We start from the raw sequence: 14,812 nt of genomic DNA on the forward strand, positions 1-14,812 counted from the left end.
ATGCGCCACTTCAGTTACGTCGACGACAAGCGCGCGTCGCGGCTGTTCCACAAGCTCCCGAGCCCCATCAGCATCGACTCCCCGCCGGAACACGTGGCGGCGGCACTCGGCGCCACGCTCTACAGTCCCGGCACGCGCCCGACGCTCGCGAAGGACGTCGTGAAGCAGGCGAAGCACGGCTGCCTGAGCATGGTGCTGTGCCTCGAGGACTCGGTACCCGACGACGCGGTCGAGTTCGCCGAGACGAACGTCGCGGAGGCGATGCAGCAGCTCGCCGCCAAGAGCTCGGGGTCCAAGCGCCCCGTGTTGCCGCTGCTCTTCATCCGCGTCCGCACGCCCGAGCAGCTCGAGCGGGTCGCCGGGCTCCTCGGTCCGGGACTCGACCTCCTGAGCGGCTTCGTCATCCCCAAGTACGAGAACAGCGACGGGGTGGCGGACCGCTTCTTCGAAGCGCTCGGTCGCGTGCAGCGCGACTACGGGCAGGACGGGTCGAACGGCGCGCGTCGCCTCCGGGTCATGCCGATCCTCGAGTCGCCGCGGATGATCCACCGCGAGACCCGCGACGACACCCTCTCCGGGATCGTCGACGTCACCAAGGCCCACCGCGAGGACGTCCTGGCGGTCCGCATCGGCGCCACCGACCTCTCGAGCGCCTTCTCGCTCCGGCGCTCCCGCGACCTCACCGTGTACGACGTGAAACTCGTCTCCTCGGTCATCGCCGACGTCGTCAACGTCTTCGGTCGACCGGGCGACGACTTCGTCATCACCGGCACGGTCTGGGAGCACTTCCACAACGCGGAGCGGCTCATGCGCCCGCAGCTGCGCATGACGCCGTTCCAGGACGCGAACGAGGCGCAGCTGCGTCAGAAGCTCCTCCTCAAGGGACTCGACGGCCTCATCCGCGAGATCGCGCTCGACCAGGCGAACGGGCTGCTCGGCAAGACGGTCATCCACCCGAGCCACGTGCCGGTCGTCCACGCGATGTCGGTCGTGAGCCACGAGGAGTACGTCGACGCCCTCTCGGTCGTCGGCGATGTGGGCGGCGGTGCCAACGCCTCCCCCTACCGGAACAAGATGAACGAGATGAAGCCGCACCAGGCGTGGGCGCGCAAGACCCTGCTCCGCGCGGACGCCTTCGGGGTGGCAGCGGAGGAGACGACGTTCGTCGACCTCCTCGAGACGAGCATGCGGTGACCGTATGGACGGGCCGCTTCGTCAGTGACGCCGTCGGCATCGGCCTGCGCTCGGACGCGTCCCGAAGCCTGATCCCGGTGGAGGACCTCGTCGGTCTCGCACTCCGCGACAACCCCAAACGCGCGCAGCTGCTCGTGTCGACGGTCCTCGCCAAACACGTGCCGACCGTGCCCGGCCTGGCACTCGCCGCCGGAGAACTGCTCGGACTGCTGGTGCGGAGCGCGCTCGACGGCAGCGATCCGGAGACGGCTCCGTTCGACACCGTGGCGCAGCTCCTGGCCCGTCGGGAACGGCCGGACGCTGACGGTCTCGCCGCCCTCACCGCCGTCCGCGAGCACCTCGCCCAGCTCCGCGATGCGGCCCCAGTGGCCGGGCCGGAGCTCGTCACCGTCGGCTACGCGGAGACGGCGACCGGGCTCGGCCACATCGTCGCCGACGCGCTCGGCTCGCCGTACCTCCACTCCACGAGACACGAGGCGGACGTGCCCTTCACCCCGTTCGAGGAGGAGCATTCGCACGCGAGCGACCACCGCCTGTACCCGAGCGACCCCGCGTGGGCCACGGTCGGCGGCACCACGGTGCTCGTCGACGACGAGTTGAGCACGGGACGCACCGTCCGCAACACGATCACCGCCCTGCACGCCACCACGCCGCAGGCGCACTGGGTGGTCGCGGCCCTCATCGACCTCCGTTCGGATGCGGACCGGCAGCGCTTCGACGACCTCGCCCACCGGCTCGGCACCCGGATCACCGTCGTGGCACTCGGTGTGGGTGCCGTCGACCTTCCGGAGGACGTCCTCGCCCGAGCGCGAGCGGTCATCGACGTTGCACCCGCCGCATCGGTCGCGGGATCGACCACAGCCGGCGACGTCGTCGTCGTGGACGCCTCCGACCTGCCGCCCGTGCGGAGCGCACGCTTCGGTGCGCCAGGACGCCTGGACGACGCGGTGACCGCCGCGATCGCCGACCGGGTCCTTCCGGAGCTGCCGGACGGCGAGGTCGTGGTGCTCGGCTCCGAGGAGTTCATCGCGGTCCCGCTGGCCGTCGCCGCCCACCTCGACCGCGCGCGCGGAGCGACGCGCTTCTCGACCACCACGCGGTCCCCCATCGCCGTCATCGACCGTGACGACTACGCCATCGCGAGCGCGGTGTCCTTCACCAGCCACGACCGTACGATCGACGGCTTCGGACCCCGCTTCGCCTACAACCTCTCCCGCGGCGGCTCACGGTTCGCGGCGGTGGTCCTGTTCCCGGAGCCGGGCGCCGACCGCGAGCTCCTGCTTCGGCCCGACGGCGTCGTCGAGGCACTGCGGACCGTCACCGACCACGTCATCGTCGTCCTCCTCACCGAATCCGTCCCGACCCCAGCCGAATGGAACCCCGCACCGTGACCATCGACGCCGCCGCCCTCCCCGAGCCGCTCACCGGACCGGACTTCGGGTCCTACGACGCCTCGGAGGTGCGCTGGCTGCTGACCGACCTCGGCGACACCCGCCTCGAGGCCGACGCCTCCGAACGCGAGGCCGCTATCCAGAGCGGTCGCGCGCACTACGCCGAGTCGCTGCCCATCGAGTACCTGCCCTCCCCCGAGTACGAGGAGCTCTACCGCGACGCCCTCGCGCGCTCGAGCCGACGCCTCGCGGTGGCCGTCGGCGTCGTCACCGACCTCGTCCTGGCGTCCCGCGAGAACCGGCCAGTGCTGGTCTCCCTCGCCCGCGCCGGAACGCCCATCGGGATCCTCATGCGTCGCTGGGCGAAGGAGGTCCGCGGGATCGACGTGCCGCACTACACGATGAGCATCGTGCGCGGTGTCGGCGTCGACGGGACCGCGCTGCGCTACCTCGCGGCGCACCACGACCCGGAGCAGATCGCGTTCGTCGACGGCTGGACCGGCAAGGGCGCCATCGCCCGCGAACTGACGGCGGCGCTGGAGCTCTTCGCCGAGACCGACGGCATCCGCTTCTCCGACGAACTGGCGGTCCTCGCCGACCCCGGACACTGCGTGCCCGTCTACGGCACGCGCGACGACTACCTCATCCCCTCCGCGTGCCTGAACTCCACCGTCTCCGGCCTCGTGTCCCGCACGGTGTACAACCGCGATCTGCTCTCCGACGACCAGTTCCACGGTGCCAAGTTCTACCGCGAGCTGAGCAGTCACGACGTCTCCGGCGCCTTCCTCGACGCGGTCTCCAGCCGCTTCGCCGAGGTGGTCGACGACGTCGCAGCGGGCGTCGAGGAGGCCTCCACGGCCGATCGCGAACCGAGCTGGATCGGCTGGGAGGCCGTCGAGCGGATCCGGGAACAGTACGACATCCCGACCGTGAACCTCGTGAAGCCGGGTGTCGGCGAGACCACCCGCGTCCTGCTCCGTCGGGTGCCGTGGAAGGTGCTCGTGTCGCCGGACGCCCTCGACGACGTCGCGCACGTGCTCCTGCTCGCCGAGCAGCGCGGTGTGCCGGTCGAGGTCGTGCCCGGCTTGCCCTACAGCTGTGTCGGACTCATCAACCCGTTGAGCGACGCCGCGGCGGGAGACGCCCAGTGAGCGCCCTCGTCGCCTGCGACCTCGACCGAACGCTCATCTACTCGCCGAAGGCGTTCTGGCTCGAGACGCCGGACCCCGATGCGCCGTCGATCATCGTCTCGGAGCTCTGGAACGGCGTGCCGATCTCGTTCATGACGCGCCATTCGGAGCGCCTGCTGATCGAGCTGCGCTCGCAGGCCGTCTTCATGCCCGTCACGACGCGAACCGTGGCGCAGTATCAGCGGGTGCAGCTGCCGGGTGGTGCGCCCGATTACGCGATCACGAGCAACGGCGGCGAGATCCTCGTCGACGGCGTCCCGGACGCCGACTGGCGCGGTCGCGTGCGAGCGCACCTCACCGACCACACCGCTCCGCTCGACGAGGCGCTCGCGCGCTTCGAGGAGCTTGCCTCGCCCACCTGGATCCTCAAGACGAACGTCGCGGACGCGCTGTTCTTCTACTCGATCGTCGAGCGCGACGCGATCCCGGCGGGCTGGCTCGAACAGGTCGAGCAGGAGTGCGAACGGCTCGGATGGACGGTGTCGCTGCAGGGACGCAAGCTCTACTGCGTGCCGCGCACGCTCACGAAGCACGACGCCGTCAGCGAGGTCGCCCGTCGCCTCGACGGACCTCTCGTCCTCGCGGCCGGTGACTCGCTCCTCGACCAGTCGATGCTGGAGACCGCCGACCTCGCGTTCCGGCCGGCGCACGGCGAGCTCGACGACGAGGGCTTCACGATCGACACGCTGACGGTCACCGAGCGGCGCGGCATCCTCGCCGGCGAGGAACTGCTGCGGCTGATGACGGCGGCAGCCGTCCGGGGCCGCTGACCCGAGGCGCGATCACCAGGGCAGGTCGAGACTCGGTACCAGGCCGCCCGCGGCTGTGCCGGAGCCCGGGCACACGAGCACGCCATCGGCGTCGGCGAGCCCGCGGAGCATGGCTGCCCCGTGCCAGGGCGTCGGCTCCGCATGCGGCGTCGCCGAATCGGGATCGTGCACCGAGCGGTACGGACGCAGCACCGTCCCGGAACGGACCCCGTCGACGGGCGAGGCGAGCACCGCCGGTCGCAGGGCCGGGAGCTCGAGTCCCTGGAAGCCCGCGAGCACCGGGTGCACGAGCGTGAGGACACTGAGCAGTGCGGCGAGCGGGTTGCCGGGCAGCCCGACGAACAGGCGGCCGTCCGGCAGCCGCGCGAGCAGCGCAGGGCCACCCGGGCGGACGTCGACGCCGTCCACGAGGAAGTCGGCACCCGCGTCGCGGAGCAGCGCTCGGACATGATCGGCCCGGGAGTCCCCGGTACCACCCGTGGTCACGACGAGGTCCCGCGGGTGGCGGGCAGGAGCGCCGACCGCACTCGTCAGCCCGAGGGCGTCGGCCGTGGTGGACGCGTCGTCGCCGACACGGACACTGGACGTGACGACGCCACCGAGCGAGGCGATCACTCCCGGGAGCGATGGACCGAAGCTGTCGCGCACGAACCCGGGTGCGGGCACGCCGCTCGTGACGACCTCGTCGCCCGTGAGGACCAGGCGGACCCGCGGGGTCGGCACGACGGACACGCGGTCGAAGCCGGCACCGGCGGCGACCGCGAGGTGCACGGGCCCCAGGCGCGTGCCCCCGTCGAGGACGGTCGACCCTGCGGGTGACTCGATTCCGGCGGGCCGGATGTGCCGCCCCGTCCGCGGCTCCCCGCTCGGTGCGGACGGTGCGAGGTGGAGGCGAGCTGATCCCGAACCGTGCTCGACCATGCCGTGCTCGAGCTGGAGCACGGCCTCGGCGCCCGCCGGGATCAGTCCACCGGTCAGGACGTCGACCGCGACACCGTCGCCGAGTCCGACCGATCGTGCGTGCTCGGCGTCTCCACCGGTCAGCAAGGTCCACGGGCCGACCCCGGCCACCGCCCAGCCGTCCATCGCCGAGGAGGCGTAGTGCGGGATCGCGATGGGCGAGACGAGCGGCGCCGCGAGGACATGTCCGAGAGCCTCGGAGAGCGCCAGGGTGTCGACGACGTCGGACCGCTGCGCGGCACCCGCCGCATGCGCGATGCTGCGGGCGTCCGACCAGGAGGACCTCGTCATGCGGTCGAGTCCGAGGCGACCAGCCGTTCGACCGCCGCGGTCGCGGCCTCGGCGGCGGCGACCGGATCCGCCCCGCTCGCGAGCGCCTTCCCGACGGCGATGCCGACGAGGTAGGTGGTGAGCGGGGCGGCCGGACGCAGCACGGCGTGCGCTGCCGTGCCCGCGAGTCCGAGGACGGCGTCGATGTCGACCGCGACGTCGCCGAGCTCCAGCTCGGCGGACACCCGTTCGGTCCAGTCGGCGAGGACGGCAAGCAGGTCATCGGTCATGGGAGACGCTCCTCAGGGTCGGCGGTCGGCATGGTGGACGCGGTCGATGCCGGCGACTCGACGGCGGTGACGACCCCGAGTTCGGTGGCATCGGCCCAGGTGTCGACGTCGGCCGAGCCGCCGTCGGGAATGGGCACCTGGCGGAGGACGAGTCCGGCGAGGAGCTGGCGGACGGAGACACCCGCGAGGTCACCGCTCGGTTGTGACGCCCGGAGTGCGGCGACCCGGTTTTCCAGGGCCTCCTGACGGTAGACGGCGAGCAGCGACTGCTCACGACCGGAGTCGTCCACCGCGACCCAGCCGTCGGTGTCGGTCCCGGCTGTGGCTGTGGCTGTGGCTGCATCGAGCACGGCGGCGAGCGCCGGCGCGGCATCCGGCATGTCGCAGGCGAGGACGGCGACCCGCGCGGGACCCTCCGCCGCGACGCCATCACGCAGAGCGTCCAGGCCTGCGGCGATGGCCGCGGCAGGACCGCCGAACACGGGGCGCTCGCGGACGAAGCGGACCGGAGCGGTCGTCCCGACCTCGGGGCCGACCACGACGACACGGCCGCCGGCCGCCCGCGCAGCATCGATCGCGAGCTGGAGGAGCGTCCGGCCGTCGCGGAGCAACGACGCCTTCGCGACGCCGCCGAGGCGGGAGGACCGCCCTCCCGCGAGGATGATCGCGTCGACGGACATGGCACCAGCCTAGGCCGCGATCCAACCCCCGAGGCGGCTGCGGATCCGGTGAGGCACCTTGCCCTCGTCCGATGGTGGTGATAGCCATGAGCCATGACTCGCATCACGGCGCGCAGACGCGTCACCCGCATCACGGTGGGACAGCCCGCGCGCACCCGCGAGGACGTCCTCGCCGTCGAGGAGCCGCTCGAGATCCGCGTCGGTGGTCGTTCGCTCGCCATCACGATGCGGACGCCCGGCCATGACGTCGACCTCGCGATCGGCTTCCTCGTCTCCGAGGGTGTCATCGGTCGGGGTGACGACGTCCGGACCGCACGGTACTGCGCCGGCGCGACGGACGAGGGCGTCAACACGTACAACGTGCTCGACGTCGCCCTGTCCCCCGGCGTCCCCGCCCCCGATCCGAGCCTGGAACGGAACTTCTTCACCACCAGCTCGTGCGGCCTCTGCGGCAAGGCGAGCATCGACGCCGTCCGGACGAGCTCTCGCTACTCCGTCGCGGACGACGACTTCCGCCTCGACCCGGCGCTCCTCGTGACCTTCCCCGACCGCCTCCGGGCCCAGCAGGCGGTCTTCGAACGCACCGGCGGTCTGCACGCGGCCGGCCTGTTCGACGCCCGCACCGGCGAGATGCTCGTGCTCCGCGAGGACGTCGGCCGACACAACGCTGTCGACAAGGTCGTCGGATGGGCAGCGAAGGAAGGGTTGCTCCCGCTCCGCTCCATGGTCCTGATGGTATCGGGGCGCGCGAGTTTCGAGCTCACGCAGAAGGCCTCGATGGCCGGCATCCCGATGCTCGCCGCCGTCTCCGCTCCGTCGTCGCTCGCCGCGGAACTGGCCACCGAACTCGGGATGACGCTCGTCGGCTTCCTCCGCGGCGACTCGATGGTCGTCTACAGCGGAGCACACCGGCTCGCCGACTCGGCCGACGGTTCGGCAGCGTCCGCATTCCAGACCGGAGCGAACGCATGAGCGCCGAACCGCCCGTCGAGGACGTCACGGACGCCGACATCGAGGTCACCCACCCGAAGCACGTCGCCGTCGGCCTGCCCGGCATCCTGCATTCGATGGAGCCCGCCCTCCGGCAACTCGGGCCGAAGCGGACCGCGGAGCTGTTCACCTCGATCAACCAGCGCGGCGGCTTCGACTGCATGAGCTGCGCCTGGCCCGACCCGGACGACCGCAAGAAGCTCGAGTTCTGCGAGAACGGCGCGAAGGCCGTCATCTGGGAGGCGACACCGGTCGTCATCCCGAGCGGCTTCTGGGCCGAACACTCGCTCACCGATCTCGCCGACAAGTCGGAGTACTGGCTCGGCATGCAGGGTCGGCTGTCGGAGCCCGTCTACAAGCCGGCCGGTTCGGACCACTATCGGCCGGTGAGCTGGGACGAGGCGTTCGCCATCGTCGGCGAGCAGCTGCGCGGTCAGAAGTCCCCCGACGAAGCCGTCTTCTACACGAGCGGCCGCGCGTCGAACGAGGCGGCCTTCGTCTACCAGCTCTTCGTCCGCGCCTTCGGGACCAACAACCTCCCCGACTGTTCGAACATGTGCCACGAGTCCACCGGCACGGCGCTCGGCGAGGTCATCGGCGTCGGGAAGTCGACCATCCGGTACGAGGACTTCGAGCAGGCCGACCTCATCATCGTCATGGGCCAGAACCCGGGCACGAACCATCCGCGCATGCTCACGGCGCTCGAGGACGCGAAGCAGGCGGGCGCGACGATCGTCTCGGTGAACCCGCTCCCCGAGGCGGCGCTCGAGCGGTACAAGAACCCGCAGACGGTCCGCGGCATGGTCGGGCGCGGCACGGTCATCTCCGACCAGTTCCTGCAGATCCGGCTCGGCGGCGACATGGCGCTGCTGCAGGCGGTCTCGAAGCGGGTCCTGGAGGCCGAGGCGGCGGCTCCGGGGACGATCCTCGACCACGCGTTCCTCGCCGAGCACTGCCTCGGACTCGACGAGCTCACGGCTCACCTGGCCGACCTCGACGAGGCGGCGGTGCTCGAGGCGACCGGCCTCACGAGCGAGCAGATCGATGAACTCGCCGAACGCTACATCGCCTCGAACGCGACGATCGTCACCTGGGCGATGGGTCTGACCCAGCACAAGGCGGCGGTCAACGGGATCAAGGAGATCATCAACCTGCTCCTCCTCCGCGGGAACATCGGTAAGCCGGGCGCCGGTGCGTCGCCGATCCGCGGGCACAGCAACGTGCAGGGCGACCGGACGATGGGCATCTGGGAGCAGATGCCCGAATCCTTCCTCGCTGCCATGGAGCGCGAGTTCGCGGTCCCGATGCCACGGGAGCACGGGGTCGACGCGGTGAACGCGATCCGAGCGATGCAGCGGGGCGAGGTCCGCACGTGGATCTCGCTCGGCGGCAACTTCGTCGCGGCGATCTCCGACACGGCCGCTGCCGAGGCCGCGATCCGCGGAACGCAGCTGTCGGTGCAGATCTCCACGAAGCTCAACCGGTCGCACGCGGTCACCGGTGAAGCGGCGATCATCCTGCCGACCCTCGGGCGCACCGAGATCGACCTGCAGGCGAGCGGACCGCAGATGGTCAGCGTCGAGGACTCGGTGTGCGCGGTCCACGCCTCGCACGGCCGCATCCCGCCGGCAGCGCCCGGTCTGCTCTCCGAGGTCGCGATCATCACGCGCCTCGCGCGTGCGACGCTCGGTGAGGACTCGGGCATCGCCTGGCAGGCGTTCGAGGACGACTACGACACGATCCGCGAACACATCGGACGGGTCGTGCCGGGCTGCGAGGGGTACAACGAGCAGATCCGCCGCGAGGACGGCTTCGTCCTGCCGAACGGACCGCGGGACTCCCGCACGTTCACGAACCCCGAGGGGCGCGCCCTGCTGACGGTCAACGAGCTCGAACCGATCCACTGCCCGCCCGGTCGGCTGCTCCTGCAGACCCTGCGCTCGCACGACCAGTTCAACACGACGATCTACAGCCTGAACGACCGGTACCGCGGCATCAAGAAGGGCCGGAACGTCGTCTTCGTCAACCCGGACGACCTCCGCGACCTCGGCTTGGACGACGGGCAGACGGTGGACGTCTTCAGCGAGTGGGCCGGGCAGCCGGATCGGGAGCTCCGCGGCTTCCGCGTCGTCTCCTACCCGACCGCTCGTGGATGTGCCGCGGCGTACTTCCCCGAGGCGAACGTCCTCGTCCCGCTCGATTCGACGGCCGACCGGAGCAACACCCCGGTCTCGAAGGCGATCGTCGTGCGGTTGCAGCCGGCCGCCTGACACCCGGAGCGACGTCGGCGCGGGCGACGGTCCGAGCGGTTCATTCGTACGCTCGGAGGAGCTGCCAGCGTCCGCGCGCGGCGTCGAGTCGGATGTCGAAGACGAAGGACCGGCCGTCTGCAGCGGTCGCCTGGAACCGCCAGGCGGGGGTCGCCGCGGGCGGATGGGTGACGAACGAGACGTTCGGCTCGAGTGGTGTCGGGGTGTCGGTGACGAGGTACCGGGCTCCATCCCAGAAGAGTCGCTCCGGCACGCCTGCCGGCGTCGTCCAGACCGCGATCTCGGTGCTCGTGATCAACATGCGTGGCCTCCCGTCGTTCGAACATACGTTCGATAGAGAGTGAGCCTAACCCGACATCCAACGACACGCCAGCCCGGATCGGCCGGGGATTCAGTCTCCCGGCGTGTCGGCGAGGAACCGCTTGATGTCCTCGCCCATCACCGTCGCCTCGGTGTGGTGCAGGTAGTGGCCGCCGTCGAGTCGGACGAGTTCACTCCGGTCGACTCCGGCGAGCTGCTCCTCGTGAAGGGGCACCCAGTCGGAGAGTTCCGGGTCGTCGCCGACGACGAACATGAGGATCGGCAGGTCGGCCGGGAACGCTTGGGATCGGGCCGCCTTGAAGTTGCCGGGCGTGTGGGCGATCTCGTCGAGCAGCGTCGGCGACATCGCATTGCGGTTCGTCAGGATCGCGAGTTGGCGCTTCGTGGCGGCGTCGTACGGGAGGCCCTCGTACGGGTCGGGCGCGCTGGCGGTGAGGAGGCGGAGGATGCCGAGGGCCTTCAGCGTCTCGACGCCGTCGGTCGGTGTCGGCTCGTCACTTCCGGGCTGGGTCGGGACGCTCGTGTCGATCCCGATGAACGCCGTCACCTCGGCGCGGAACCGCTCCAGATACTCGAGGGCGTAGATGCCGGCGATCGAGTGTCCGGCGAGGACGTACCGGTCGATGCCGAGGTGCTGCAGGGCGGCGTGCACCTCACCGGCGATGTTGGCCGAGGTCCGGGGCACGTCCGTCTGATCGCTGAGGCCATAGCCGAACGGCTCGACGACCACCAGCCGGTACTGGTCGCTGAGCTCATCGACGAGCGGCTCGAAGTCGAGGCCGGGTGCCGCGGTGCCCTGCCCGGGCAGCAGGACGATCGTCTCGGCGCCGGAACCACTGATGACGACGTTCATGTCCTTACCGTCGACGTCGACCAACTGCCCGTAGGGCTGCAGTTCGCCCGCTTCCGACGAACTCGCGACGGCGTTCACGATGCTCGTCGTCGCGAGGCCCGCCGCGACGAGGCCGGCGATCGTGGCGATCGAGATCAGTGGAACCTTCAGGAGCTTGCGCATCGTCACCCATCGTGAGGAGTCGGCGGCGGGCGGTCGCACCGCGCCGATTCCATACTCACGGAGCGAGCGCATCGCCACATCCGCCGCTGGGCGAAGACGTGCCCGACGTGGCTACGCAGTTGTGCGCAAGCGAAGCGAGGCTTCGAGTGCGACCGACGACGGAGCCGACTGGAAGCGGTGGGCTTCGAGCCGGCTCGTGGTCGGTTCGCCTACTCGGCGGGCGGCGGGCTCTGCGGCTGCTGCGGCTCCGTCGGCTGCTGCGGCTCCGTCGGCTGCTTCGGTTCCTGCGGACGCTGCTGGTCCTGCTGCGGAGGGGCGGGCGGAACCGGCGACGACGGAGCCTGTGGCTGCGGAGGCCCCCACTGCTGCGGCGCGGGCTGTGCGGGAGCAGGCTGCCCGGGCGCGGACCCCTGCCAGGAGGGCGTGGGCCACTGCTGGCCCGGCTGCTGCGGGGTGGGCTGCTGCGGGGCCGGCTGCCCCTGGTATGGCTGCCCCTGGTAGCCCTGCCCCGGGTGCCCCTGCCCATACTGGCCGGGGTTCGGCTGGCCGCCATACGGCTGCTGCTGCCCCTGGTACGGCTGCTGGGGGTACGGCTGCCCCTGGTACGGCTGCTGCGGTTGCTGTCCCGGGTAGCCCTGCTGGCCCTGGTATCCCTGCTGACCCGGGTAACCCTGCACGGGGTAACCAGGTGCGGCCTGCTGGTAGACCTCCGGACGGTACGGCTGCTGCCCGTAGCTCACCCGCTCGCCCTCCGGCTTCGGCGAGAACGCCCGCACGATCACGGGGATCACGGCGGAGATCGCCGCAGCGAGCGTCGTGGCCGCGGCGATGCGCCACCACCAGTCAGCCCAGGTGCCCTCGGGGAACGCCATGGGCAGCACGAGCACGAGGACCGTGGCGATGATGAGCGCGATCGTCACGATGCCGGTGGCCCTGACCACGGTGGACGTGGCGCGGGTGACGAAGTGGAGGAAGTACACCTGGATGATGATGAGCGCCAGACGCACGATGATGAGGATGCCGAGGAACAGCATGATCTGCGTGGACCAGACGAACCCGTCGGAGGTGTTCGGCGGCTGGAGCCACCCGTTCCACAGCTTCAGGAGGCCGACGGTGACGAGGAAGATGTTCACCAACGTCGACACCGCGAGGTACCACTTGTTGGGTCCGTGGCCGGCTGCGGCGTCGAGCGACACGGCACCGACGAAGGCCGCGAGCAGCAGCAGCGTGAGCCAGACCCGCCCGGCGATGTCGGCCTGATCGCCGACGATGATGAAGTATCCGCCGATGATCGCCGCCGCGACGAGCGTTCCGATCGTCAAGGTCAGCGCGAGCACTGCCGACCGTGAGCGGCGCGGTGTGGTCTCGACCATTCGAAATCCCCAATCTGTCGTGAGTGCCAACAGTACCGGGGTGGCATCCGCATGGAAGGGAGGCCTCCCTACCTCTGGGGAGGACTCCCGCTTCTCCACAGCGGAGAAGCGGGGTCGCGGTCGGGCAGTCGGTCAGGGGCGGTGGTAGTCGGCTTCGGCGACGTGCTCGAGCCAGGTCGTGCTCATTGCCGGGTCGTCCGCCCGTTCGAACATCGCGAGGTGCTCCATGTAATCGTCGGGCGTGGCTCCGTGCCAGTGCTCCTCGCCGGGCGGGGTGTAGACCGTCTGACCCGGCTGGACGACGAGAACGGCACCGTCGCGCGTGCCCATGAGGGCGACTCCCTCGGTGACGTGGAGGGTCTGCCCGTTGGCATGCGAGTGCCATGCGGTGCGGGCGCCGGGGAGGAACCGCACCTTTGCGACCACCATGTGCTGGCCGTCCTGCTGCGGCGCGGCCAGCAGGTCGAGGTAGACGTCGCCGGTGAACTGCTCGGCGGGGTTCTTGATCGTCGCGGGTTTCGGTTGGATCTGCATACGGACGACGCTACGACCGTGCACGTCGGCGAGGGAGTGTCCAGCAGTACACCCTTCGGCGATCGACAGTACTGTGGACTCCGTCCCCGCCGAGCCCGCAGCGGTGTGACCCCCGAGCCAAGGAGAAGCACATGTCGGTCGGCCTGCTCGCCGTTGTCGATGACATCCTCAGCGCAGCCCTCAAGGCGAGTGCGAAGACCGCCGGCGTCGTCATCGACGATGCGGCCGTCACCCCGCAGTACGTGCAGGGGCTCACCCCCGCGCGGGAACTGCCGGTCGTGTGGCGGATCGCCCGCGGCAGCCTCATCAACAAGTTCGTCATCATCATCCCGATCGCCCTGCTGCTCACGGCGTTCGCGCCCTGGGTGCTGCCGTTCCTCCTCATCATCGGAGGCACCTACCTGTGCTTCGAGGGCGCGGAGAAGGTCATGGAGTGGTTCGGCCTGCACCACGCGGAGGCGGAGGAGGACGTCCGCGACGAGAAGAAGCTCGTCTCCGGGGCGGTCCGCACCGACCTCATCCTCAGCACGGAGATCATGCTCATCTCCCTCGCCAGCCTCGACTCCGGGCTCGGCATCTGGATGACACTGGGCGCCCTCCTGGTCATCGGCCTCGTCATGACGGCGGTCGTCTACGGCGCGGTCGCCCTGCTCGTGAAGATCGACGACATCGGACTCCGGCTCATGAAGAACCCGTCACGCGGCGTCCGCCGCACCGGCGCACGGATCGTCGCGTCGATGCCCGCGGTCTTCCGCGTCATCAGCATCGTCGGCACGGTCGCGATGCTCTGGGTCGGCGGCCACCTCGTGATCGCGAACCTCGCCGAGACGTTCTGGCACGTCCCGTACGACCTCCTGCACGTCGTCACCCACGCGATCGAGGCCGCCGGACCGGTCGTCGTCTGGATCGCCGACACCGCGATGTCCGCCGTGTTCGGACTCGTCCTCGGTCTGATCGTCGTCGCGATCGTGACCGGGATCTCGCGCCTGCGGTCACGGAACCAGCCCGCGAAAGCTACTCACTAGCGGAGACAGCCGCGCTGCCGAGCGTCAGCGGAGCGGGCGGGCGTAGCAGAGCGACATCGGGATGACCTCGTACGGCGAGTAGATCGGGATGGGCTCGTAGCCGAGCCACTCGTAGAGCCGCACGGCCTCGGGCTGGCGGTCGCCGGTCTGCAGGATGAGGCGGGACGCCCCCTCGGCACGGGCGGTGTCCTCGACGGCGATGATCAGACGCTTCGAGACGCCCCGCCCGCGATGAGCCGGGAGGGTGACGACGCGCTTGAGCTCCCATTCGCCGTGCAGTCGGCGCAGGGCGGCGTGGCCGACCGGCTCGCCGTCGATGAGGGCCAGGAAGGTCGCGCTGATGTCGGCAGGATCGACGGTGAACGCGGTCAGCGCTCGCTCGGCAGCCTCGGGGTCCCAGGCCTCCCAGGCCGACGCGTACCGGGCGTCCATCTCCTCGTCCATCGCGGCGCGGAGCCGCACGGCCCGCTCGTCGTCCCAGGCGACTCGCTCGATGACGACGGGGTTCAGCTCGGGCATGCGGTTCCTTCGGGACGGCT

General features: G+C 70.4%; 15 protein-coding genes. 7 read left to right on the forward strand and 8 right to left on the reverse strand.

What is annotated here, in order from left to right:
- The 4 genes from ACQ3HE_RS10070 to ACQ3HE_RS10085 are packed head-to-tail and all read left to right on the forward strand — an operon-like array spanning window position 1 to window position 4,545.
- Window positions 1–1,194, forward strand: a complete 1,194-nt coding sequence (locus ACQ3HE_RS10070; RefSeq protein ID WP_138945983.1) for an HpcH/HpaI aldolase/citrate lyase family protein — start codon at window positions 1–3, stop codon at window positions 1,192–1,194.
- The gene (locus tag ACQ3HE_RS10075) at window positions 1,191–2,585 is read left to right on the forward strand and encodes a phosphoribosyltransferase domain-containing protein (protein WP_430892541.1); all 1,395 of its coding nucleotides are present in this window, start codon (window positions 1,191–1,193) and stop codon (window positions 2,583–2,585) included. Before ACQ3HE_RS10070 ends, ACQ3HE_RS10075 begins: the two co-directional genes overlap by 4 nt.
- The gene (locus ACQ3HE_RS10080; RefSeq protein WP_430892543.1) at window positions 2,567–3,736 is read left to right on the forward strand and encodes a cysteine protease StiP family protein; all 1,170 of its coding nucleotides are present in this window, start codon (window positions 2,567–2,569) and stop codon (window positions 3,734–3,736) included. The genes ACQ3HE_RS10075 and ACQ3HE_RS10080 overlap by 19 nt, the downstream gene beginning before the upstream one ends.
- Window positions 3,733–4,545: an HAD family hydrolase gene (locus tag ACQ3HE_RS10085; RefSeq protein ID WP_430892544.1), complete on the forward strand. Its 813-nt coding sequence runs from the start codon at window positions 3,733–3,735 to the stop codon at window positions 4,543–4,545. Before ACQ3HE_RS10080 ends, ACQ3HE_RS10085 begins: the two co-directional genes overlap by 4 nt.
- Before the next feature lie 12 nt (window positions 4,546–4,557).
- Here the strand turns inward: ACQ3HE_RS10085 and ACQ3HE_RS10090 are convergent, their stop codons facing one another.
- The 3 genes from ACQ3HE_RS10090 to mobA are packed head-to-tail and all read right to left on the reverse strand — an operon-like array spanning window position 4,558 to window position 6,745.
- Entirely contained in the window at window positions 4,558–5,796 is a 1,239-nt protein-coding gene (locus ACQ3HE_RS10090; RefSeq protein ID WP_430892546.1) for a molybdopterin molybdotransferase MoeA, read from the reverse strand.
- Window positions 5,793–6,065, reverse strand: a complete 273-nt coding sequence (locus ACQ3HE_RS10095; RefSeq protein WP_430892547.1) for a DUF6457 domain-containing protein — start codon at window positions 6,063–6,065, stop codon at window positions 5,793–5,795. The genes ACQ3HE_RS10090 and ACQ3HE_RS10095 overlap by 4 nt, the downstream gene beginning before the upstream one ends.
- Entirely contained in the window at window positions 6,062–6,745 is a 684-nt protein-coding gene (gene mobA / locus ACQ3HE_RS10100) for a molybdenum cofactor guanylyltransferase (protein WP_430892549.1), read from the reverse strand. Before mobA ends, ACQ3HE_RS10095 begins: the two co-directional genes overlap by 4 nt.
- A 93-nt stretch (window positions 6,746–6,838) precedes the next feature.
- On the opposite strand from mobA, the gene fdhD reads away from it, so the two are divergent.
- Both fdhD and ACQ3HE_RS10110 read left to right on the forward strand, forming a co-directional pair.
- Complete coding sequence (gene fdhD / locus ACQ3HE_RS10105) at window positions 6,839–7,717, forward strand: formate dehydrogenase accessory sulfurtransferase FdhD (protein WP_430892551.1); 879 nt, start codon at window positions 6,839–6,841, stop codon at window positions 7,715–7,717.
- Window positions 7,714–10,005 carry an FdhF/YdeP family oxidoreductase gene (locus tag ACQ3HE_RS10110; protein WP_430892553.1) on the forward strand — a complete coding sequence of 764 codons (2,292 nt, stop codon included), beginning with the start codon at window positions 7,714–7,716 and terminating at the stop codon, window positions 10,003–10,005. Before fdhD ends, ACQ3HE_RS10110 begins: the two co-directional genes overlap by 4 nt.
- A gap of 40 nt (window positions 10,006–10,045) precedes the next feature.
- On the opposite strand, the gene ACQ3HE_RS10115 is transcribed toward ACQ3HE_RS10110, so the two are convergent.
- From ACQ3HE_RS10115 to ACQ3HE_RS10130, 4 genes are all read right to left on the reverse strand, one after another.
- Entirely contained in the window at window positions 10,046–10,306 is a 261-nt protein-coding gene (locus tag ACQ3HE_RS10115) for a hypothetical protein (RefSeq protein WP_064295852.1), read from the reverse strand.
- Between the two features lie 90 nt (window positions 10,307–10,396).
- The gene (locus ACQ3HE_RS10120) at window positions 10,397–11,341 is read right to left on the reverse strand and encodes an alpha/beta fold hydrolase (RefSeq protein ID WP_430892555.1); all 945 of its coding nucleotides are present in this window, start codon (window positions 11,339–11,341) and stop codon (window positions 10,397–10,399) included.
- 209 nt (window positions 11,342–11,550) lie between these two features.
- On the reverse strand, window positions 11,551–12,714 hold the full coding sequence (locus ACQ3HE_RS10125) for a hypothetical protein (RefSeq protein ID WP_430892557.1): 1,164 nt from the start codon (window positions 12,712–12,714) through the stop codon (window positions 11,551–11,553).
- A gap of 132 nt (window positions 12,715–12,846) precedes the next feature.
- Window positions 12,847–13,248 carry a (R)-mandelonitrile lyase gene (locus ACQ3HE_RS10130; RefSeq protein ID WP_430892559.1) on the reverse strand — a complete coding sequence of 134 codons (402 nt, stop codon included), beginning with the start codon at window positions 13,246–13,248 and terminating at the stop codon, window positions 12,847–12,849.
- Window positions 13,249–13,379: 131 nt separating this feature from the next.
- Between ACQ3HE_RS10130 and ACQ3HE_RS10135 the strand changes: the two genes are divergently transcribed.
- A complete protein-coding gene (locus ACQ3HE_RS10135) occupies window positions 13,380–14,273 on the forward strand; it encodes a DUF808 domain-containing protein (RefSeq protein WP_430892560.1) in 894 nt (297 codons plus the stop codon).
- A 24-nt stretch (window positions 14,274–14,297) separates the two neighbouring features.
- Here ACQ3HE_RS10135 and ACQ3HE_RS10140 read toward each other — a convergent pair whose 3' ends face one another.
- Window positions 14,298–14,792 carry a GNAT family N-acetyltransferase gene (locus ACQ3HE_RS10140; protein ID WP_430892562.1) on the reverse strand — a complete coding sequence of 165 codons (495 nt, stop codon included), beginning with the start codon at window positions 14,790–14,792 and terminating at the stop codon, window positions 14,298–14,300.
- Window positions 14,793–14,812 lie beyond the last annotated feature (20 nt).

The sequence above is a fragment of the Plantibacter auratus genome (assembly GCF_050587365.1).
GTDB lineage: Bacteria > Actinomycetota > Actinomycetes > Actinomycetales > Microbacteriaceae > Plantibacter > Plantibacter auratus.

Bases quoted from the DNA above. Each gene is read 5' to 3' on its own strand.
- ACQ3HE_RS10070 (WP_138945983.1), top strand. From the start codon at position 1: ATGCGCCACTTCAGTTACGTCGACGACAAGCGCGCGTCGCGGCTGTTC.
- ACQ3HE_RS10080 (WP_430892543.1), top strand. From the start codon at position 2,567: ATGGAACCCCGCACCGTGACCATCGACGCCGCCGCCCTCCCCGAGCCG.
- ACQ3HE_RS10090 (WP_430892546.1), bottom strand. From the start codon at position 5,796: ATGACGAGGTCCTCCTGGTCGGACGCCCGCAGCATCGCGCATGCGGCG.
- ACQ3HE_RS10095 (WP_430892547.1), bottom strand. From the start codon at position 6,065: ATGACCGATGACCTGCTTGCCGTCCTCGCCGACTGGACCGAACGGGTG.
- mobA (WP_430892549.1), bottom strand. From the start codon at position 6,745: ATGTCCGTCGACGCGATCATCCTCGCGGGAGGGCGGTCCTCCCGCCTC.
- fdhD (WP_430892551.1), top strand. From the start codon at position 6,839: ATGACTCGCATCACGGCGCGCAGACGCGTCACCCGCATCACGGTGGGA.
- ACQ3HE_RS10110 (WP_430892553.1), top strand. From the start codon at position 7,714: ATGAGCGCCGAACCGCCCGTCGAGGACGTCACGGACGCCGACATCGAG.
- ACQ3HE_RS10115 (WP_064295852.1), bottom strand. From the start codon at position 10,306: ATGTTGATCACGAGCACCGAGATCGCGGTCTGGACGACGCCGGCAGGC.
- ACQ3HE_RS10120 (WP_430892555.1), bottom strand. From the start codon at position 11,341: ATGCGCAAGCTCCTGAAGGTTCCACTGATCTCGATCGCCACGATCGCC.
- ACQ3HE_RS10125 (WP_430892557.1), bottom strand. From the start codon at position 12,714: ATGGTCGAGACCACACCGCGCCGCTCACGGTCGGCAGTGCTCGCGCTG.
- ACQ3HE_RS10130 (WP_430892559.1), bottom strand. From the start codon at position 13,248: ATGCAGATCCAACCGAAACCCGCGACGATCAAGAACCCCGCCGAGCAG.
- ACQ3HE_RS10135 (WP_430892560.1), top strand. From the start codon at position 13,380: ATGTCGGTCGGCCTGCTCGCCGTTGTCGATGACATCCTCAGCGCAGCC.
- ACQ3HE_RS10140 (WP_430892562.1), bottom strand. From the start codon at position 14,792: ATGCCCGAGCTGAACCCCGTCGTCATCGAGCGAGTCGCCTGGGACGAC.